Source organism: Humitalea sp. 24SJ18S-53 (assembly GCF_050632385.1).
Taxonomy (GTDB): Bacteria; Pseudomonadota; Alphaproteobacteria; order Acetobacterales; family Acetobacteraceae; genus Humitalea.
The window spans coordinates 3,562,515-3,582,499 of sequence record NZ_CP192599.1 but is presented as its reverse complement, the minus strand read 5'-3'; the positions used below and the strand labels follow the sequence as shown (position 1 = coordinate 3,582,499).

At 70.1% G+C, this 19,985-nt stretch carries 20 protein-coding genes and 1 pseudogene; 8 read left to right on the top strand and 13 right to left on the bottom strand.

Annotated features, from left to right (window positions below; all coding sequences use genetic code 11):
* Positions 1-10: 10 nt before the first annotated feature.
* Complete coding sequence (locus tag ACQW02_RS17120) at positions 11-451, bottom strand: IclR family transcriptional regulator domain-containing protein (protein WP_431281127.1); 441 nt, start codon at positions 449-451, stop codon at positions 11-13.
* Between the two features lie 7 nt (positions 452-458).
* On the opposite strand from ACQW02_RS17120, the gene ACQW02_RS17115 reads away from it, so the two are divergent.
* A complete protein-coding gene (locus tag ACQW02_RS17115; protein ID WP_431285918.1) occupies positions 459-893 on the top strand; it encodes a tripartite tricarboxylate transporter substrate-binding protein in 435 nt (144 codons plus the stop codon).
* A 7-nt stretch (positions 894-900) separates the two neighbouring features.
* A complete protein-coding gene (locus ACQW02_RS17110; protein WP_431281126.1) occupies positions 901-2,112 on the top strand; it encodes an MFS transporter in 1,212 nt (403 codons plus the stop codon).
* A gap of 24 nt (positions 2,113-2,136) precedes the next feature.
* Here the strand turns inward: ACQW02_RS17110 and ACQW02_RS17105 are convergent, their stop codons facing one another.
* The 3 genes from ACQW02_RS17105 to ACQW02_RS17095 form a co-directional block, all read right to left on the bottom strand.
* Positions 2,137-3,555 carry an FAD-dependent oxidoreductase gene (locus tag ACQW02_RS17105; protein WP_431281125.1) on the bottom strand — a complete coding sequence of 473 codons (1,419 nt, stop codon included), beginning with the start codon at positions 3,553-3,555 and terminating at the stop codon, positions 2,137-2,139.
* Positions 3,556-3,622: 67 nt separating this feature from the next.
* The gene (locus ACQW02_RS17100; RefSeq protein WP_431281124.1) at positions 3,623-4,039 is read right to left on the bottom strand and encodes a PadR family transcriptional regulator; all 417 of its coding nucleotides are present in this window, start codon (positions 4,037-4,039) and stop codon (positions 3,623-3,625) included.
* A gap of 118 nt (positions 4,040-4,157) precedes the next feature.
* A complete protein-coding gene (locus ACQW02_RS17095; protein WP_431281123.1) occupies positions 4,158-5,201 on the bottom strand; it encodes a LacI family DNA-binding transcriptional regulator in 1,044 nt (347 codons plus the stop codon).
* A gap of 132 nt (positions 5,202-5,333) precedes the next feature.
* On the opposite strand from ACQW02_RS17095, the gene ACQW02_RS17090 reads away from it, so the two are divergent.
* From ACQW02_RS17090 to ACQW02_RS17075, 4 genes are all read left to right on the top strand, one after another.
* Positions 5,334-6,296, top strand: a complete 963-nt coding sequence (locus tag ACQW02_RS17090) for a Bug family tripartite tricarboxylate transporter substrate binding protein (protein ID WP_431281122.1) — start codon at positions 5,334-5,336, stop codon at positions 6,294-6,296.
* A 12-nt stretch (positions 6,297-6,308) separates the two neighbouring features.
* Positions 6,309-7,094, top strand: a complete 786-nt coding sequence (locus tag ACQW02_RS17085) for a hypothetical protein (RefSeq protein WP_431281121.1) — start codon at positions 6,309-6,311, stop codon at positions 7,092-7,094.
* 166 nt (positions 7,095-7,260) lie between these two features.
* Positions 7,261-8,226 carry a Bug family tripartite tricarboxylate transporter substrate binding protein gene (locus ACQW02_RS17080; protein ID WP_431281120.1) on the top strand — a complete coding sequence of 322 codons (966 nt, stop codon included), beginning with the start codon at positions 7,261-7,263 and terminating at the stop codon, positions 8,224-8,226.
* 28 nt (positions 8,227-8,254) lie between these two features.
* Complete coding sequence (locus ACQW02_RS17075; protein WP_431281119.1) at positions 8,255-9,118, top strand: isocitrate lyase/PEP mutase family protein; 864 nt, start codon at positions 8,255-8,257, stop codon at positions 9,116-9,118.
* Positions 9,119-9,177: 59 nt separating this feature from the next.
* Here the strand turns inward: ACQW02_RS17075 and ACQW02_RS17070 are convergent, their stop codons facing one another.
* The 5 genes from ACQW02_RS17070 to ACQW02_RS17050 are packed head-to-tail and all read right to left on the bottom strand — an operon-like array spanning position 9,178 to position 15,227.
* Positions 9,178-10,071, bottom strand: coding sequence for an HpcH/HpaI aldolase/citrate lyase family protein (locus ACQW02_RS17070; protein WP_431281118.1), 894 nt, complete (start codon positions 10,069-10,071; stop codon positions 9,178-9,180).
* Positions 10,068-11,303: a CaiB/BaiF CoA transferase family protein gene (locus ACQW02_RS17065; protein WP_431281117.1), complete on the bottom strand. Its 1,236-nt coding sequence runs from the start codon at positions 11,301-11,303 to the stop codon at positions 10,068-10,070. Before ACQW02_RS17065 ends, ACQW02_RS17070 begins: the two co-directional genes overlap by 4 nt.
* Positions 11,290-12,390 carry an ABC transporter ATP-binding protein gene (locus ACQW02_RS17060; RefSeq protein WP_431281116.1) on the bottom strand — a complete coding sequence of 367 codons (1,101 nt, stop codon included), beginning with the start codon at positions 12,388-12,390 and terminating at the stop codon, positions 11,290-11,292. The genes ACQW02_RS17065 and ACQW02_RS17060 overlap by 14 nt, the downstream gene beginning before the upstream one ends.
* Positions 12,383-14,107, bottom strand: a complete 1,725-nt coding sequence (locus tag ACQW02_RS17055; protein WP_431281115.1) for an ABC transporter permease — start codon at positions 14,105-14,107, stop codon at positions 12,383-12,385. Before ACQW02_RS17055 ends, ACQW02_RS17060 begins: the two co-directional genes overlap by 8 nt.
* Positions 14,108-14,111: 4 nt before the next feature.
* Positions 14,112-15,227, bottom strand: coding sequence for an ABC transporter substrate-binding protein (locus ACQW02_RS17050; protein ID WP_431281114.1), 1,116 nt, complete (start codon positions 15,225-15,227; stop codon positions 14,112-14,114).
* A gap of 142 nt (positions 15,228-15,369) precedes the next feature.
* Here ACQW02_RS17050 and ACQW02_RS17045 point away from each other — a divergent pair, with 142 nt between their 5' ends.
* Positions 15,370-16,026 carry a GntR family transcriptional regulator gene (locus ACQW02_RS17045; protein ID WP_431281113.1) on the top strand — a complete coding sequence of 219 codons (657 nt, stop codon included), beginning with the start codon at positions 15,370-15,372 and terminating at the stop codon, positions 16,024-16,026.
* Between the two features lie 46 nt (positions 16,027-16,072).
* On the opposite strand, the gene rsmD is transcribed toward ACQW02_RS17045, so the two are convergent.
* From rsmD to ACQW02_RS17030, 3 genes and pseudogenes are all read right to left on the bottom strand, one after another.
* On the bottom strand, positions 16,073-16,630 hold the full coding sequence (rsmD, locus tag ACQW02_RS17040) for a 16S rRNA (guanine(966)-N(2))-methyltransferase RsmD (RefSeq protein WP_431281112.1): 558 nt from the start codon (positions 16,628-16,630) through the stop codon (positions 16,073-16,075).
* A gap of 180 nt (positions 16,631-16,810) precedes the next feature.
* A pseudogene (locus ACQW02_RS17035) lies at positions 16,811-17,650 on the bottom strand (pseudouridine synthase); the annotation flags it as partial.
* Between the two features lie 107 nt (positions 17,651-17,757).
* Positions 17,758-18,504, bottom strand: a complete 747-nt coding sequence (locus ACQW02_RS17030) for a gamma-glutamyl-gamma-aminobutyrate hydrolase family protein (RefSeq protein WP_431281111.1) — start codon at positions 18,502-18,504, stop codon at positions 17,758-17,760.
* A 92-nt stretch (positions 18,505-18,596) separates the two neighbouring features.
* On the opposite strand from ACQW02_RS17030, the gene ACQW02_RS17025 reads away from it, so the two are divergent.
* Positions 18,597-19,028 (top strand): nucleoside deaminase, encoded by a 432-nt coding sequence (locus ACQW02_RS17025; protein WP_431285917.1) that lies wholly within the window; start codon positions 18,597-18,599, stop codon positions 19,026-19,028.
* 3 nt (positions 19,029-19,031) lie between these two features.
* Here the strand turns inward: ACQW02_RS17025 and ACQW02_RS17020 are convergent, their stop codons facing one another.
* Complete coding sequence (locus ACQW02_RS17020; RefSeq protein WP_431281110.1) at positions 19,032-19,982, bottom strand: hypothetical protein; 951 nt, start codon at positions 19,980-19,982, stop codon at positions 19,032-19,034.
* Positions 19,983-19,985: the final 3 nt, after the last annotated feature.

Genomic DNA, 19,985 nt, shown 5'->3' with positions numbered 1-19,985 from the left:
CGCGCCGCGTCTACCGCCTCATGGCCGCTATTGGCTGATCAACCACCTCCGTCCATTCCCGCAGCAAGACGGCTCCATCATCGGCAATGTAAACCTGGCTCGCGATGTCGAAAGCAATGGACTCACAAAATGCCTTCAGCGCGGCCACGATGTCCGGGCGCCGCTGGTCTGACTCAACGACCGTTGTCCCTATTCCGATGACGAGTGGCGGGTGGTTCGGCATGCTGGGCATCGGCATCGCAAAGGTGTTGGAGCGTGCGAGGACGGCTCCCCTGCTCTCCGTCCATCCCCGTTCCCGGCTTTCCTTCAGATCGGCACGTACCTTCGCCACCGAAACGCGCATGTCGGGATTGGTCTCTTCCGTATTCGCGCGGCGAAGTATGCGCCCGACTTCCGCGTCGCCATGAATCATCAGAAGTGCCTTGCCGACCGAGGCGCGTCCGATCTGCACCGACGGGATGCCGCAAGCCGGTTGGCGTTCGCAGTACGTTTGTGGACGGGGCGCACCAGCCTTGGTCGATCTCATGGGCGGCGAGTTGGACTTGGTCTGCGCGGACCTTCAGCCAGTCATCGCAGCACATCAGAGAGACGAATATCGAGTTCTCGGTGTGATGGGGACCGAACGATCGCCGGTGCTGCCGAATGTTCCAGTGTTCAGCGAAGTCGGCCTACCGCAGGTTGTGTCGACGAATTGGTACGCTTCCTCGCCCTCGCAGGTCGAAGTAGCGCCACGACTCTCCGGGACCAAACACTCTTTTTTGGGGTGCCCCCAACCAGTTGCCCGGGCGAAGGATCCCTCGTCAGTGTTCGTGGCACCCTCTGGGCAGATCATTGGCCCGCGGTCTGCCCAGGCACCACGATGCGGGGCTAACCTGATGCCATGCCCAGCATGACCTACCCTTGACCGTCACCCGCTTCGTCGCCGCCATCGTTGTCGCACAAGTGCTGGCGCAGATCGGCGCCTTCACCCTGCCGGCGCTGCTTCCGGGCTTCATCGCGCGCTGGTCGCTTTCGGCGACCCAGGCGGGGTGGCTGATCGGCGCTTTCTTCGCGGCCTATGTCGTCGCCGTGCCGGTCCTGGTGTCGCTGACCGATCGGTTGCCGGCGCGGCGCGTCTATCTGGTCGGTGCCGGGCTGACGGCCGCTTCCCACCTCGGCTTCGCCTTGTTGGCGGACGGGTTCTGGGGCGCCCTGGCGCTGCGGGCCATCGCCGGGATCGGGTGGGCCGGCTGCTACATGCCGGGCTTGAAGGCGATCGCGGACCGGCTGGAAGGCCAGGCGCAGTCGCGGGCGATCACCTGGCACGCTGCGGGCGTGGGTATTGCGGGGGCGGCCTCCTTCGCGGTGGCGGGTGGCCTGGACGCGCTGGCGGGGCCCATCGCCCCCTTTCTGTTCGGCGGCGTGGCGGCCCTGATGGCCGGCGTGATCGGCGCCGTGGTGATGCAGGCCGATGGGCCACAACCCCCCAGGCATGCCACGCTGCATGCCGCACCGCCCGCCGCGCTGCTGGATTTCCGGCCGGTCTTGCGCAACCGCGCCGCCATGGCCTGGATCGTCGGCTACACGGTCCATACCTGGGAATTGGCGGCGCTACGCGCCTGGGCGGTCACCTTCCTCGCCGTCACCATCGCGTGGCACGGGGCCCCGGCCTGGCTGCCCGGGCCGACCGCGCTGTTCACGGTGGCCGGCCTGGTGGGCATCGCGGTGTCCGTGTGCGGGAACGAGACGGCGCAGCGCTTTGGCCGCGCGCGGGTCGTCGCCTGGGCGATGGGGGCGGCCGCCACCCTGGCACTCCTCACCGGCTGGTCGGGCATGGTCTCGGCACCTTTGGCGGCGCTTTGCGTGGTGTTGTGGAATGCCGCCATCTACCTGGACAGTTCGGCGCTGACGGCAGGCACGGTGCAGGCCGCGGCCGAGGGGCGGCGCGGGGCGACCATGGGGCTGCACAGCATGTGCGGCTACGCCGGGGGCTTCCTGGGACCGCTCGGGGTCGGCGTGGCGCTGGATGTGGCCGGCAACGGCGCCTTGGGCTGGAGCCTTGGCTTCGGCCACCTCGCGATCGTCACGCTGATCGGGCTGCTCGTTCTACGCCGGCTTGGCCGGCAGCGCTGACGGGGCGGCCGGCCAGCGTCCCGCTCATCCGCCGCCTTGGCCGCAGCACCCCTTCGCTGGCGTGGGTGGCGTCGCGACGGGGCCGCAGCACGGCGCCGCGGCGGCAAGTGCGGGCTTTGGCGGGCAGCAGGCGCCTTGCGGCGTCGTGTCCGTGCAGCATGCCGTCGCCTCGGCGCCGGGCGCCGGCCGGTCGCTCGAACAGACGCCGGTCTCAGGCAGGTCCAGATGGACCTCGCGCGCGGCCGTCCAGTCACCCGCCAGCGCCGCGGCGATGCTGCGCACCTGTTCATGGCCGGTGGCCATCAGGAAGGTCGGTGCGCGCCCATAGCTCTTGATGCCGGCTATCCAGAAGCCGGCCTCCGGGTGCCGCAGCTCCGCCTCGCCATGCGGGCGGACGGTGCCGCAGGAATGCAGGTTCGGGTCGATCAGGGGCGCCAGGGCCGGGGTCGCCTCCACCGCCGGGTCCAGGCCGAGCCGGATCTCCCGCAGGTAGGACAGGTCCGGCCGGAAGCCGGCGGCGACGATGATGCGGTCGGCCTTGACCATGGTGGCGCGACCGCCCTGTCGGCCGCAGATGGCAAGGCCCCCGCCATCGGCCGCGATGCGGTCGATCAGGAAGGGGGCCAGCGCGGTGACGGCGCCGCTTTCCACCAGCGCCTGGGCCCGGGTGCCGAGTGCGCCACGTTCCGACAGCGCATCGCCCGCGCCGCCACCGAAATTCACTGCGCCAAGCGGCCGGCGAAAGGCCCAGAGGATGCGTGTGCCCGGCGCGGCCTTCGCCAGCGTGACCAGGTCCAGCACGGCATTCATGGCGGAATGGCCGCCGCCGACGACCAGGGTGGTCGCCCCGGCATAGGTGGCGCGGGCGGCACCCAGGACCGGCGGAATGCCATAGGCGATCCGTTCTGACTGCGCTGCCTCACCCAAGGCGGGGATGCCATGGGCACCGGCGGGATTGGGGGCGTGCCAGGTGCCGGCGCAATCGATCACCGCCGCGGCCTCGATCGCCGCCATGGCGCCATCGGCGGTGGCGATGTGCAGGATGAAGGGCGCTGCGTCGCGTCCCTGGCCATCGTGCAGCCGGCCGTGGTCGCGGCGGGCGATCCCGACGACCCTGGCGCCGGTGCGGATGCGGTCGCGCAATGCGGCCGTGGCGGCGAGCGGGGCGAGGTACTGGGCCACCAGCTCCGCCCCGGTCGGGTAGGCGCCGGCCGTGGGCGCGACCCAGCCCGCCGCCTCCAGCAAACCACGCGCGGCGGTATCGATGTTGTAGCGCCAGGGCGAGAACATCCGGACGTGGCCCCAGGCGCTGACGGCGTGGCCGACCTCGGGCCCAGCCTCAAGCACCAGAGGTTCCAATCCGCGGGCGAGAAGATGTGCGGCCGCGGCAAGGCCGATGGGGCCGGCGCCGACGATCGCGACCGGAAGCGGGCGAGGGGTCATGATGATGCTCCCTGATGCATAGACGGTTGATGTATTTGGGCAAAGCGAGGCCGCCGCTGGGCTGGCATCAGCAGCAGCCCTTGGCTGTCTTGGCGCGATCGGCGGCGGCAAAGGCGCGGCCCGTGTCCTGCAGGGCGGCGGTCGCGTCCATCCAGGCGCGCAGCGCCACGCGGAAGGCGGCGCGCCCGGCGTCGGTCAGCGCATAGACGCGGCGCTGGCGGCCCTGGACCACCTCCTCCGTCGCGGTGACGAAGCCGCCGGCCTCGAACTCTCGGAGCACAGGATAGATGGTGCCCTCTGTTGGGGAGCAGCAGCCGCCCGTGGTGTGTTCCACCGCCCGGGCGACCTCATACCCATGCATCGGCCCGTCGTGCAGGACGCGCAGGATGAAGAATTTGGAGAGGCCCATCTTGATGGTGCCCGCCCAGTAGTCGCGGGAGGCGAAATCCACGCGGGGCGGGGCGAGGGGGCGGGGTGCGGTCATGCGCGAGATGTATGCATAGACCATCAATGCATCAAGGGGGACTTCTCAATGGATCCGCCGCCCGATCCTGGGCGGAGAGAAACGGCAGGCGGTGATCCGCCACCAGCGTGAACGCCGCTCAGGCCGATGTCATGCGGAGGGAAGGACTGGATTGGTCCATCCGACTTCCGCAGGACGCACGCACGACCATGCGCACCGGCATCGCCACCTGCTCCACCGGCGCCGCGGGATCGGCAATGCGGCGAAGCAGCAGCCGCGCCGCCTCCTGCCCGATCGCGCGCGGGTTGGTCGCCAGGGTCGTGAGCCCCGGTTGGCACGCCGCGGCCTCGGGCACGTCGCCGACGCCCGTCACCGCCACGTCCCGGCCAATCACCAGGCCGCGCTGCTGCAGCCCCATGATGGCGCCGAAGGCGGTGACATCATTGCCGCAGATCACCGCCGTTGGCCGCTTCTCCATCGCCCAGATCTGCGCCGCCGCCTCCACGCCGCCCAGCCGCGTCGTCTCGTTGCGCAGGAACACCGGGTCGGGCAGGCCGTGCCGCCGCAGCGCGCCGGTCACGCCCGCGATGCGCTGGTGATTCGCCGAATGCACCAGCCCACCGCCGACATAGGCGAAATGGCGATGCCCCAGGCCGATCAGGTGCTCGGCCAGAAGGGCCATGCCTGGCTCGTTATCCGGGCCGACGTAGTCACCGGCGCTGCCCGGCACGAAGCGCATGGTCTGCACGACCGGCATGCCCACCGTCGCGAGCTGCGCGATCTGTTCGGGCGTGGACCCGACGGCGGGGCACAGGATCAGGCCGTCAACGCGATGCTCGCGCAGCCGCAGGATGGCGCGTTCCTGGCGATCGACGGCGTCCTCCGTGACCGACAGGAAAGCAATGTACCCCGCCGCATCCAGCGCCGCGCTGACGCCGGCCGTCAGTTCGGAAAAGAACGGGTTGTCGATCTGGTTGACCAGCAGGCCGATGGTCTTGGTGCCGGTGGCACGCATCGTCGCGGCGCCGCGATTATAAAGATAGCCCACCGCATCCAAGGATTGCCGAACCTTGGCCTTGGTCGCCGCCGCGACCAGCGGGCTGTCGCGCAGGACCAGCGACACCGTGGCGCGCGACACGCGCGCATGCCGCGCGACATCGATCAGCGTAAGGCGCTCTGACATGGCATCGATCTAGCAGAACCCGCCGACCGGGCAATGCCGATGATTCGGGCGTGCCGGGCTTGTCATTTAGATTGATCCAATGTTTGATCATGAGGCTGCCCCGGCAACAGGGGCACGCTGGAGGATCCAAGCATGCTTCGTCGGCGGAGCCTTGCCGTACTCGGGCTGGCAGCGACCGTGGCCGCGCCGCGCATCGCGCGCGCCGCCTGGCCGGATCGACCGATCCAGATCATCGTCTCCGGCCCCGCCGGCGGCGGCATGGACACCTACACCCGCGCCATCATCCCCTTCGTGGCGCCGCGGCTGAACAACGCGACGATGGTCGTGGTGAACCGCACCTCGGCCGGCGGCCAATTGGCCTTCGAGGCGGTCTTCGCGGCGGCGCCGGATGGCTACACCCTGGGCGCCGCGCAGACGCCCAACCTCATCACCCTGCCGATCGAGCGCCAGGTCCGCTACCGCATGCGCGACTTCAACTTCATCGCGAATGTCGTGGAGGATCCCGGTGGGCTCTTTGTCCGCGCCGCATCCCCCTATCGCAGCGTCGCCGAACTGGTGGCGGATGCGCGCCAGAAGCCCGGCCTGCTCAACCTCGGCTGCGCCGGCATGGGCGGCGACGACCATCTGCTGATCCTGGCACTGCAGGCAGCGACGGCGACCGAATTCACCGCGATCAACTATCCCGGCACGCCGCCGATCATCTCGGCGGTGCTGGCCGGCGATCTCGCGGCCGGATCCTTCAACGTCGCCGAGGGCATCAGCATGGTGCGCCAGGGCAGCCTGCGCATGCTTGGCCAGGCCAGCCCGGCACGGCTCGACATGGCGCCGGATACGCCGACCTTCCGCGAACAGGGCATCGACATCGTCGCCGGATCGACCCGCGGCATCATCGCCCCACCTGGATTGCCGGTCGAACTGCGCGATCGCTTTCGCACCGCCTTCGCCGAGGCTCTGGCCGACCCTGCTTGGCTGCGCGAGGCCGATCGCCTGTCGCTGCCACTGCGCGTGCTCAGCGGCGAGGAGCAGCAGCGTGTCTTCTACGAGGATGACGTGAAGCTGCGTGCCCTGTGGCAACGCCGCCCCTGGCGCGAATAGGAGGCCCCGGACATGCCTGACACCCCCGCACCATCGCAAGCCCGCATTGCCGGCGCCACGGCGCTGCTGATCGACATCCGCCAGGGCCGCCAGGCCCCCACGCCCGGCCTGCCCGAAGGGCTACGCCCGCGCGACCTGGCGGAGGCCGAGGCGATCCAGCTCGCGACCTATGCCGCGATGGGCTGGGCCATCGCGGGCTGGAAGCTCGGGCGCACCGGGCCGAACGTCTTCGCGGCACCGATGCCGGATGCGACGGTGACGCTGATGGCCGATGCGCCGGTGCGGCTGCCCCCTGGTACCGGCATGGAGCTGGAGGTCGCGATGCAGCTTCGCCAGGGCCTCGATGCCGCGGCGCTTGCGGCACTCAGGCCGGGCGACCTGCCTGGCATTGCCGACCTTGTTCTGCTGTTCGAATTCGTCAAAAGCCGCTTCATCCCCGGCACGCCGCCGGACGAGTGGGACAAGATCGCCGATGGCGTCGCGAATCTCGGCGCCGTCTACAGCCCGCCGCTCGGAAACTGGCACCTGGCGGATTCCGACCCGCTGTCGATGCGGCTGCTGATCGACGATGTCGAGGTTGCGCGGCATGACGGGCCGCATCGCCATGCGCCGCTGGCCGAACTCGTCGAAGCCTGGCGCCATCGGTGCCTCGCCATCGGCCATGCCCCCAAGGCCGGGGAGGTCGTGACCTTCGGCAGCCTGACCGGCATGCTGCCGGTGCCGGCGGCGGGCGGCATCCTGCGCGGTGAATTGGTCGGGCGGGGCAGCCTGGTCTGCCGCGTCGCACCGCTGGCATGAGCCCTGGCGTTTCCCTCGACAAGGCAGCCCGGGCCTTCGCCTCGCCCGGATGCGGAACGTCGACGACGCGCCTGGAACCGACTTAAGCTTTCACACGTGCGGCGCCACGATCGGCGCAGCGATCAGGCAGGCGCAAGAACCTGTCATGCCAACGCGGAGAAACGCCATGCGTCGCAGACAGCTTCTTGGTGCCATCGCCCTGACCGGCGCCATGGCGGCGCCACGGATCGCCCGGGCCGCCTGGCCGTCGGACCGGCCCATCCAGGTCCTGGTGCCCGGTCCGGGCGGCGGCGGCATGGACATACTGGCCCGCACGATCCTGCCCTATGTCCAGCGTCGCCTGCCGGGGGCAAACTTCGTCGTCGTCAACCGCCCCACCGCCGGCGGCCAACAGGCCTTCGAAGGCGTGGCCCAGGCGGCGCCCGATGGCTTCACCATCGGCGCGGCGCAGGCACCGAATTCGATCACCCTGCCGATCGAGCGCCAGGTGCGCTACCGGGTGCAGGACTTCACCTTCCTCGGGAATGTCATCGAGGATCCCTGTGGCCTCTGGGTGATGGCCGAAAGCCCGATCCGCAGCGTCACCGACCTGGTCACCATGGCCAAGGCGCGCCCGGGCCAGGTGACCATCGGCACTGCCGGCGTCGGTAGCGACGACCACCTGCTCGTGCTGGCCCTGCAGGATGCTGCGGGGTGCGAATTCTCCCACGTGCCCTTCAACGGCACGCCGCCGATCGTGACCAACCTGCTCTCGCGCAGCATCGCTGTCGGGTCCTTCAACATGAGTGAAGGGCTGGGTCTGATGCGGGAGGGTGCGCTGCGCGCCCTGGCACAGGGCGGGCCGGAACGCTGGAGCGGGACCAGTGGGGTGCCGACCTTCCGCGAGGCAGGCTTCGCGGTCATCGGCGGGTCCACGCGCGGGCTTGTCGCGCCGCCCAACATGCCCGCCGGCATCCTGGAACAACTGCGCGTCGCGGTCGCTGGGGCGAATGCCGATCCCAACTGGATCGCCGACGCGGAACGGCTGAACCTGCCATTGCGACCGATGACCGCCGAGGCTCAGGAACGCCTGTTCCTGGACCAGGACGCAAGCCTGCGTGCCCTGTGGGCCCGCAAGCCCTGGCGCGACTAAGCCCAGAACCCACAACAAGGATGCCAATATGACAGCCCCCGACCGTTTGCGTGCCCTGCTTGCCACGCCCGATTTCGTCGTCATGCCAGCCGTGTGGGACGGGCTCAGCGCCAAGCTCACGGCGGGGGCCGGGTTCAGGACCGCCTTCCTCTCCGGGTCCTGCGTCGCCGCCAGCCGCCTGGGCGGGCCGGACCTCGACCTGATTTCCTTCGCCGAGATGTTCGACAGCTTCAACATGGTGCATGGCGCCGCACCGGATCTGCTGGTGCTGGCCGATGGCGACCATGGCTACGGCAATGCCATGAACGTGCAGCGCACGGTGCGTGCCTATGGCCGCGCGGGTGCGGCCGCCATCCTGATCGAGGACAAGATCACCCCCCGCGCGCTGACCGCCGCCGGCAAGCCCTGCCTGCCGCGCGACGAAGCGCGGATGAAGGTGCGTGCGGCGGTCGAGGCGGCGAAGGATTCGGGCATCATGGTCCTGGCCCGCACCGATTGCCGGCCGACCCGGGGCATCGACGAAGCCGTTGCGCGGATCGAGATGTTCGTCGAGGAGGGCGCCGACATCCTGTTCCTCGACTCACCCGCCGATGATGACGAGATCCGTCGCGCCGTCGCCGCCGCCGCCGGCCGGCCATCCTTTGCCGTGCTGTCGCCCGGCGCCCCGCGCGCGACCCCGTCGCAGACCCAGGCGGCGGCGCTGGGGTTCAAGATCGGCACCTATCCGACCGGCCTGCTGTCGCCCGTCGCCGCCGGCATGAAGGCCGGGCTCGCGGCCCTGGCCGCCGGCGAGGCCGAGGCCGCGAGCGCGATGTCCCCGCCCGAGATGCGCGTCACCCTGGGCTATCCTGACTACGATACCCAGGCCGCGCGCTTCATCCTGCCGGGCTGATCCCCCGGTGCCGGCCAATCGTTTTTGGCCGGCACCAGGACCCCTGGACCCGTCGTCTGCTATCCCGCGCGGGCGGCGATGGCCCGCGCCCGTTGCAGCAGCGCCTGGGCGCGCTGGACGATCGGGATATCGATCATCTTGCCATCCAGCGCGAAGGATCCGCGCCCTTCCGCCGCGGCCTCCCGATCCGCGGCCACGATCCGCTCCGCCTTGGCCACAGCCTCGGGCGAGGGGCTGAAGCCTGCGTTGAGCGCAGGGACCTGCGCCGGATGGATCGCGGAGGCACCGACGAAGCCGAAGCTGGCCGAACGGCGCACGATGCGCAGATAGGCGTCGATGTCCGAGTAATCCGCGACGGTGCTGATGGTGCCGAGCGGCATGACGCCGGCCGCCGTCGCCGCTTGCAGCATCTGCTGCTTGGGCAGCAGCAGCACATCCTCGGTCGGCTCGCCGCCGATGGCCGTCGCATAATCCTCGGCACCCAGCGACATGCCGACCAGGCGGGGGGTGGCGCGTGCGATGGCATGGGCCTGCGCGAGCGGCCCCGGCGCTTCGATCAGCGCGGTGAAGCGGATGCCGCCCTCGGGCAGGCCGCGCTTCTGTTCCAGCCGCGACACCAGCTCGTCCAGCAGCCGCAGGTGGTCCGGACCCTCGACCTTGGTGACCATGATGGCGGCGACCCCCGGGATCACCGCGGCTTCCAGGTCGCGCACCGCCTCTTCCAGCGGTTGGTTGATGCGGACCAGCACATCCGAACGCCCCTCGGCGCGGATGCGGGCCACGGCGCCTTCCACGCAGCGGCGGGCATCGGCCTTGTCGCCGGGGGCGATGCTGTCTTCCAGGTCAAGCTGGATGGCATCGGCGCCACGCGTGCTGGCCTTGGCCAGGAAGCGTTCGACATTCACTGGCACGAACAGGCCGGAACGCCAGATCGGATGCGGGGCGGCGGTCATGCCGCCGCGACCAGGCCGGAGGCGAGGGCGGTCTCGATCTCGCCCGCCGCAAAACCCTGGGCGGCCAGGATCTCGCGGCTGTGCTGGCCAAGGCGGGGTGCGGCGGCGCGAATGGCGCCTGGCGTGCCGGACAGGCGGGACGAAACGGCATGCATCGGAAAGCTCTCCATATCCTCATCCGGGTAGTCGGCCAGCAGGGCGCGGGCGCGCACATGCGGATCGGCCATGAAGCGGACGATATTGTTGACCGGGCCGATGGTGACCTCGGCTTCTTCGAAGAAGGCGACGTTCTCCTCCAGCGTCCGCTCGGCGACGAAGGCGCCGATCAGCGCGTCCAGCGCCTCGCCGTTCACGACCCGCGCTTCATTGGTGCGGAAACGTGGGTCCTCCATCAGCGCGCCGTGTCCGATCGAGCGCATCACCCGCTCCGCCATGCCCTGGGTGGAGGCGGAGAGGCAGACCCAGCCATCGTCGCTGGTGCGATAGACATTGCGCGGCGCTGCACCGGTGGAGCGGCTGCCGGTGCGCTGCTTCACCCGGCCGGTCAGGCGATTGTTCGCGGCCTGCGGGCCGAGCGCCGTGAACAAGGGGTCCAGCAGCGGCAGGTCGATGACCTGGCCTTGCCCGCCGTTCACTTCCACTTCCCGCAGAGCCGCCATGGCGGCGAAGGCGCCGGTCAGCCCGGCGACGGTATCGGCCAGGTACATCGGCGGCAGCACCGGCTCACGATCCGGGAAGCCATTCATGTCGGCGAAGCCGGCGAAGCCTTCGATCAAGGTGCCGAAGCCGGGGCGGCGGCTATAGGGCCCATCCTGCCCCCAGCCGGAGATCCGCAGGATGATCAGCCGCGGTTCCAGCCGCAGCAATTCGTTCGGCCCAAGGCCCATCGCCTCCATCGTGCCGGGACGGAAGCTTTCCACCAGGATCGCCGCCCCCGGGACAAGCCGGCGGATCAGCGGGATCGCGTCCTTGTGGCGGAAGTCGAGGCACAGGCTGCGCTTGCCGCGGCCATGCACCTTCCAGGCGGTCTCGACGCCCTTGACCCGCCAGCCGCGCAGGGTGTCGCCATCGCGCGGCTCCACCTTGTCCACCACGGCACCAAAATCGGCCAGGTGCTGGGTGACGGTATTGCCCGCGACCAGGCGGGAGAGGTCGAGCACCCGCACGCCCTCCAGGGGCCCGCGCACCCCCGGCGTATAATCGGCGCGCGGCAGCGGCTCAGGCGACGACATCGGCGGCTCCACGGAAGATGATGCCGCCGCGCTGTGGCAGCCAGATGCGCAGGTCGTCTTCCGGCGGTGCCCGCGGCGTTTCCAACCGCAGGGGCGCGCCGGCGATATCCAGCCCGACCTGCCAATGCCCGCCGACGTAGGAACGGCCGGTGACGCGCGTCGAGACCAGCGAACCCGCCTCGTCCGGCGGCGCGTCCTGCGCGATGCGCATCTGTTCGGGGCGGAAGGCGATGGTGACGGTGCTGCCCTCCGTCGCCGGGCGTTCGGCCAGAACCTCCAGCCGCTGCCCATCGCCCAGTTCCAGCACCGTGAGCCCGCCAGCGGCGGCGCCATGCAGCACACGGGCGGGGAGGAAATTCGTCGTCCCGATGAAATCGGCGACGAAGGGATCGGCGGGGCGTTCGTAGATCTCCTGCGGCGTGCCGATCTGCGCGATGTGCCCGCCATTCATGACCACGATGCGATCGGACAGCGACAGCGCCTCGATCTGGTCATGCGTCACATAGATGGTCGTCAGATGCAGCCGCGTCCGCAGTTCCGCCAGCCAGGCGCGGGCGCGGTCGCGCAGCTTGGCATCGAGGTTGGAGAGCGGTTCGTCCAGCAACAGGATGGCGGGGTGATAGACCAGCGTGCGGGCCAGGGCGACACGCTGCTGCTGCCCGCCGGACAGCTCATGCGGGTAGCGGGCCGCATAGGGTTCCATTTCCACCAGGTCCAGCACTTCGCTGACGCGGCGCTTCCGCTCGGTGGTCGTGACCTTCCGCAGCGTCAGCGGGAAGGCGACATTGTCCGCGACGGTCATGTGCGGCCAAAGCGCGTAGCTTTGGAACACCAACCCGCAGCTACGTGCCTCCGGCGGCAGGTAGGTGCCGCGCGCGGCGTCGAAATACACCGTCTTGCCGACCTGGATGCGCCCGCCATCGGCACGGTCCAGCCCCGCCACGGCGGCCAGGGTGGTGGATTTGCCGCAGCCCGAGGGGCCGAGCAGGGTCACGAATTCCCCATCCGCGACATGCAGGTTGACGTTGTCGACAGCGGTGACATTGCCGAAGCGCTTCGTCAGCCCTTCGATCATGAGCTCAGCCATGCAGTTTTACCCCGAAGATGCCGCGCACCGCAGCGACGCAGACGGCGATCACCGCCACCTGGATGGTCGCCAGTGCCGCGACCAGACCGACCTCTCCCTGCACCCAGAGCTGCAACAGCGCGGTGCCGATGACTTCGCTGCCGGGCGCGAAGAGGAAGATGGCGGTCGAGTATTCCTTGAAGAAGGAGATGAAGAGGATCGTGAAGCAGCCCACCAGCGCCGGCCGCATCAGCGGCAGCACGATGCGTCGGCTGGTCGTCCACCAATCAGCCCCCTGCACCCGTGCCGCGCGGTCCAGGTCCTGGCTGACCTGCAACAGCATCGGCGCGACGGCGCCCAGCCCGGCGGGGATGAAGCGCATGGTGAAGGCGATCACCAGGATCCAGATCGAATTCCGCAAGGTGCCAAGCCCCGGCACCAGCGCGAAGGCATAGAAGAAGCCGATGCCCGCCACCACGCCCGGCACCGCGCGCGGGAAGAGCGCGAGGTAATGCAGCGCGCCACGGAAGCGGAATTCCGAACGATGCACGATGATCGCGATCAGGCCGATCAGGCCGGTCGCCAGGGCGCCGCCGACCAGGCTGACAACGAAGGAGTTCCACACCGCGCGGGAATAGATCGGGTAATCGAAGATCGTGACGAAATTGCCCAAGGTCAGCACATCGGACAGCGGCACCATCGGCGAGAGGAAGCTGGTGAAGGCCCGCAGCACCAGAAGCCCCATCGGCGCGATGACGGTCGCCAGGATGTAGATCGCCGCGATGGCGAAAAGCGGCCAGCGCAGCACGCCGAGCCGGAAGGGACGCGGCCGCGTCGCCTTGCCGCCCAGGGTGACGAAGCGCCGCGTATTGCCGAGCATCTTGCCCTGCAACCAGACGAGGAAGCAGACGACCACGAGCATCAGCGCCGCCGCCGTCGCGACCAGCCCGTGATCCGGCCGGGGCGAGGAAATGCCGTTGTTGAACAGGAAGGTCGTCAGCACCGTGATCCCGGCGGGATCGCCAAAGATCAGCGGGATCGACAGCAGTTCCAGCCCGATAGTGAAATTCAGCACCGCGCTATAGGCGATCGCCGGCTTCATCAGCGGCAGGGTGATGCGCCACAGCGTGCGGAAGGTGCCGGCACCCGAAACGCGCGCCGCTTCCTCCAGCGAGGGGTCGGTGATCGTCGCGGAAGACAGGCAGTAGATATAGGCGAGAGGCGCCTGCGACACCCCCGCGATCACCGCCATGCCGCCGAGGGAATAGAGCGTCCAGGGCGCATCGCCGAACAGCGATTCCCAGAGCAGCGTCAGATAGCCGGCGGGGCCGTAGAAGGCATACCAGCCGAAGGACAGCACCAGTGCTGACAGATACAGCGGCCAAAGGAAGAACTCGCTCAGCACCCGCGAACCAGGGACATCCGTGCGCCCGAAGAGGATGGCCGCCACGGTGCCGAGGAACTGCGCGACAATCGTCGTCAGCGCCGCCAGCACCACGGTATTGACCAGCACCAGGCCGAAGCCCTCGGTCCGCGCCAGCCGCGTGAAATTGCCCAGGGTGAAATTGTAGGTGTCGTCGTAAAGCGCGCCGTCCAGCAGCGATTGCAGCAGGACGGGCAGGAGGGGCGCTGCCACCAGCACCAGCACCAGGATCGCGGTGCCGTACTGGATCGGGATTTCACGCGGGAAGGCGGAAGGAACGGGCGGAGCCTCCGCCCGGTTTACCGTCGCATCCATTCCCTCAGCTCACGCCATAGGCTGACTTCCAGCGATCGATGAAGGCCTGGTAGTCGTCCAGCATCGCCTTGTTGTAGTCGATGAAGGCGATGTTCTGCTCGCCGCCCACCGCCTGCACGATGGAACTGTAGGTGTGGCGGATACCCTCGCCCGGCATCACGCCCGGCCGCGCCGGCGTCAGCCCGCCACGCCCGAACGCGGCCTGGCCTTCGGCCGAGGCGATGTAGTCGATCATCAGCTTGGCCGCGTTGACGTTGCGGGCCGCCTTGGCGATGGCCATGCCGCGCAGGATGACCAACTGCCCATCCTCGATGAAGTTCCAGCCCAGCACACGCGCCCGCGCGGGATCGTTCAGGCGCGGCCAGAAGGTGATGGCGGAGACGAACCAGCCCGCGGCGTATTCGCCCGAGGTCACCTTCTCCGTCATGGGGCCGCCCGACCGCTCCCATCGCGGGCGCAGGGGGGCCAGTTCCTTGAACCAGTCCCAGGCCTTTTCGCCATGCTTCTGCACGAAGCCGAAGTTGGAGGAATAGCCAAAGCCGCCGTTATGCGCGCCGTAGCTCGTGATCTTGTTGCGCCAGCGCGCCTGGTTCTGCGTCGCCAGCGTCACGAATTGCGCGAAGCTCTTGGGCTGCTGCGCCTCCGGTACGGTCATCTTGTTGAAGATGAACACCAGCGGGTCGGCGGAGATGGTGTAGACGCCAGGCCAGGGCTTGGCCCAGGCGGGCCAGGCGGCGCTTTCCGCGGATTCGTAGGGCAGCACCTCGCCGCGGGCCTGGAACTCGATCCAGCCGCCGGGATCGGCGGTGGCGAGCAGGTCGGCCGTGCGGCTATTGGTGCCGCGTTCGGCCAGGTAGCGCTCAAACACCTCACGCGAATTCGGCAGGTCGAGGGTTTCCACCCGCACCCTGGGATAGCGGCGGTTGAAGCCTTCCAGCACAGGGCGCCAGTTCTCGGCCGACATGATGGAATAGATCAGCAGGCTGCCCTCCCGCTCCGCCCCGGCCACCACATCCTGGTAGCCTTGGGGATAGGAGGCGGGCGCGCCCTGGGCATGGGCCCTGTCGGCCAGAAGCAAGGCTGGCAGCGCAAGCGTCGTGCGGCGGTCGATCCGGATCATGGTCGGTTTCTTCCCCATCCCTTATCAGGCTCGAGGCTCGCGAGAGGCTCGACCCCGGCGCATTTTGGCGCAATTATTGGCGCCAATATGATAGGCTCAGCTTTTCTCTGGCCGCAACCCCTTTGCCGAGGACAGCAGCAGAATGGCCCGTCACCCCAGCGGCCGCCGCCAACTGGACGTCGAGATCGCGACGAGCATCCGCGACGGCGCCTATCGGCCTGGCGAATGGCTGCGGCAGGTCGACCTGGAGGAACGCTTCAACGCGACCCGCTTCGACGTCCGCGCCGCCTTGGCCCAGTTGGCGCAGCGCCAGACGGTGGAGCATGTGCCCAACCGGGGGTTCCGCGTGGCAATGCCCGACCGGCAGCGCCGCCGCGACATGCTCGCCGTGCGCGCGTTGCTGGAGGCGCAGGCCGCGATCGAGGCCTTGCCGGCCCTGGACGAGGCCGCGCTGCGCCTGCTGGAAGCCAAGGCCGACGCCTTCGACCGTGCCATCGACGAAGGCACCTCGGCTGACCAGAGCGCCACCAACCTCGATTTCCACGACACGCTCTACGGCTTCGGGCCCAACCGCTTCCTGGTCGAATTGGCGATCGAAACCCGCGACCGCGCGAGGCTGTGGCCCATGGTGCTCTGGCCCTCGCTACGCGCCCTGCGGCGTAGTGCCGAGGGGCACAGGAGCATCCTGGCGGCGCTGCGGAGCCGCGACCCCGGGGCAGTGGCCGCGCGGGTGCGCGAACACATCCTGGGCTCGGCCGCCAACGATCCGGCGGTCGAGGGGGGCGATTCCGCCGCCTGAGACGTCCCGGCTTCTCCTGGTGGCTTGCCTTTGAGCGGGACGCGCCTCAGGCGCCTTGCCAGGCCCGGAGCACCGCCGCCCCATGCGCGCGTTCGTCGCACAAGGTGAAGCCCGGCAATTCGGGGGCGGGTTCGGCCCGTCCGGCTTCGGCCACCAGCAGCGCGCCGGGCGCGATCCAACCCGCCGCCGCCAGGGCCGTGACACCGCGGGCGACGAAATCCTGGCCATAGGGCGGGTCGAGGAAGATCAGCGTGCAGGCTTTGTCGGCCCGTGGCGGGCGGGTCGCGTCCACGGCCAGGACCTTGGCGACGTCCTCCGCGCCGCAGGCGGCGATATTGGCGCGGATGGCGGCCAGGGCGGGGCGGGCGGTTTCCATGAAGGTCACATGCGCGGCGCCGCGGGACAGTGCCTCAAGCCCCAGCGCGCCGGTGCCGGCAAAGGCATCCAGCACCCGGGCACCGTCCAGCCGGTCGCGCCCGGCCCAGGGCGCGTGGGTCAGCGCGTCGAACAGCGCCTGGCGCACGCGATCGGCGGTGGGGCGGGTGGCCTCGCCAGGGGGGGCTGCCAGGCGCCGGCCCTTGTGGCGGCCGGCGATGATGCGCACCGGCTTTTACCCGCGCGGCGGCTTGGCCGGGGGGCGGGGCCGGGATGGCGCGCCCGACGGCCGGTCGGCGCCACCGGCGTTGCGTGCGCCCGGGCGCTTCGGCGCGTCCTCCGCCCGCCAGTCCGGCGCGCCCCAGGGCGTCATCTGCGGGTCGCCGGCGCTGCGGGCGCGGGGCGCGCGGGCGGGTTTTTGCGGCGCGGGTTCGGCCACGTCCGGCGCGCGTTCGGTGCCGCGTTGCAGGCGCGGGGCGGCATCGACGCCGATCTGGTCGCGCATGATCTTCGCGTTCACTTCCTCGACCGCGCCATCCGGCAGAAGACCCAGTTGGAACGGGCCATAGGCGACGCGGATCAGCCGCGTGACGTGCAGGCCCAGGTGCTGCAGCACGCGCCGCACCTCGCGGTTCTTGCCTTCGTGGATGCTGACCGTCAGCCAGGAATTGGCGCCGCGGCGGCTGTCGAGGCCGGCCTCGATCGGGCCATACTTCACGCCATCGACGGTGATCCCGCGGGTCAGCGCGGCCAGCGCCGCCTCATCCACCTGGCCATGCACCCGGGCGCGGTAGCGGCGGATCCAGCCATTGGCGGGCAGTTCCAGCTTGCGGGCCAGCGCGCCGTCATTGGTCAGCAGCAGCAGGCCCTCGCTGGTCAGGTCCAGCCGCCCGACGGAGACGAGGCGCGGCAGCCCGGCGGGCAGGTTCTCGAACACCGTGGGGCGGCCCTCGGTGTCCTTATGCGTCGTCACCAGGCCGCGCGGCTTGTGGTAGCGGAACAGCCGCGTGCGTTCGGGCGCCGCGACCGGGGTGCCGTTGACGGTGACGCGGTCGGTCGGGCCGACGAAGGTCGCGGGGGTCATGACCTTGTGGCCGTTGAGCACCACGCGGCCCTCGGCGATCAGCTTTTCCGCGTCGCGCCGGCTGGCGATGCCCGCGCGCGCCAGGAATTTGGCGATGCGGTCGCCGCGTTCGCCCTCGACCTCGTCGTCATCGTCGGGGGTTTCGGCGACGGGGGTCTCGTCCAGCCCGCCCTCGACGCTGCGCGCGCGGGAGGAGTGGCGCTTGCCGCCGCGCACGCGTTCGGCCAGCGGCACGTTCGGGATGTTGTCGTCGTCGTCGGGCGGCACGGCGGTCATGCCGGCACCATCTGGCGTGTCGTGGCATAGGCCACGGCGGCGGCGATGAAGGCGCGGAAGATGTCGGGGTCGGCCGGGTCCACCGCATATTCCGGGTGCCATTGCACGCCGAGGCAGAAGGTCTTGCCGGGGGCCTCGATGCCCTCGATCACGCCATCCGGGGCGACGGCATTGACGATGCCGTGGCTGCCCGGTGTCGCGACCGCCTGGTGGTGCGCGGTGTTCACCGCCATGCGGGTGCCGCCGATGATGCGGGCCAGCAGGGTGCCAGGGGTCACGGTCACATCATGGCCTGGCTGGTCGCGCGGGGTCGGTTGTTCATGTTCCAGCGCGCCCGGCACGTCGTCCGGGATGTGCTGGTGCAGGGTGCCGCCCAGGGCGACCGCCAGCAATTGCTGACCGCCGCAGATGCCCAGCACCGGCATGTCGCGCGCGATGGCGCCGCGCAGCACCGCGAGTTCGAAGCCGGTGCGGCCTTCCTTCAGCACTACCGTCTCGTGCATCGGCCCCCCGCCATAGAGGCCCGGGTCCACATCGAAGGCACCGCCGGTCACAACCAGCCCGTCCAGCCGGTCGAGGTAGGCCGCGGCCAGCCCCTCCTCATGCGGCAGGGCGACCGGCAGGCCGCCGGCGATGGCGATCGCATCGCAGTAATTCTGCCGCAGCGCATACCAAGGGAGCTTGGACCAGCCGCCGGCGGGCTCGGCATCCAGGGTCAGGCCGATCAGGGGATTTTTGCTCATGGCGCTTGCTACGCGCAGGGATGGCCTGCGGTAAAGCGTGCTGCTTGCGCCCACTGTCCCGCGCGGCGCAGATACGCCGCATGAACAGCCATATGGACGATGCCCTGGTCGAAGCCCGCGCCGCCGCCGCGCGGGGCGAAGTGCCGGTGGGGGCCGTGGTGACCGATGGCGCGGGGCGCGTCCTGGCGGCGGCGGGCAATGAGGTGGAGGCCCGCCGCGACCCTTCCGCCCACGCCGAATTGCTGGCGCTGCGGGCGGCCGCGGCCCTGCGCGGGGATCGCGTGCTGCCGGATGCGACCCTGTGGGTGACGCTGGAGCCCTGCGCGATGTGCGCCCATGCCGCCAGCCTGTTCCGGGTGAAGCGCGTGGTGTTTGGCGCCTATGACCCGAAAAGCGGCGGGGTGGAGCACGGCGCCCGCGTCTTCAGCCACCCGACCTGCCACCATGTGCCGGAGGTCGTGGGCGGGGTGCGGGAAGCCGAGGCAGGGGGGCTGTTGCGCGAATTTTTTGCCGGGCTGCGGTAGCGGTCAGTCGCCCCGCAGCGCCGACAGCCCGCCGGGCGCCGCCCCCAGGCCGTTGTTTGGCCGCGTCACGACACCCGCGCGGCCGGGATCCCACCAGGCCGGCGCCGTTGGCCCCACCGCGATGCCGCCGACGAAACGCGGCGCCGGCGCGTGACGGGCCTGTCCGGCCAGCACGGCTTGGCCCAGCGGGCTCAGCGCCAGCGGCCCGCTGCGGGCGATCAGGCGGCGGGTGCCGTGGCGCAGGCGGTCGATGATCTCGGCCACCATCAGGTCGGTCGGGTGGAACACCGGGTCCGCGGCGGCAAAGCCCGCCAGCACGGCGGCGGCGTCGGCAGCACCTTCGACCACCGCCCGCAGCACGCGCCGTTCTGACAGCGCCAGCCCGTCACTGGCCCAGGGCAAATCCTGCAAATGCCGCCGCAGGGCGGGCGCCAGGTGCGGGAAGGGCAGTTGCCGCCGCCAGATGCGGTCCAGTTCTGCCGGGTCCTCGCCCGCGAAGGCATCCCAGGCCAGGCACGCGGCCTCGGCCGCCGCATCGCCCAGGGGAACGGGCACCAGCGCCGCCAGTTCGGCATCGGTCAGGGCAGGGAAGACCCGGCGCCCATCGGCCGGCATCAGAAAGATTCGGCCGCGTCCAGCCGGCCAGATCAGGGAGATGATCCGCAGCAGCGCGATCTGGTCCCACACATCATGTTCGCACCAGATATGCAGCGGCGCGTCACCGCGCGCCGCGGCCAGCAGGGCGGTGTATTCGGCGCCAAGCCGCAGGCGCACGGCCTCCAGCGGGTGGTGCGCGTGCATCGCGACGAAGCGCGACCGCTGCGCCAGCCAGGCCATCGGCCCATCCGCATCCCGCGCGGGGCCTAGGCAGACCGGATCGGCATAGGTCAGGTAGTCGCCGGGCGGCAGCCGGCCGCGCAGATCGTCGCCGGGGCGGATGTGGATCGGGGTCATGCC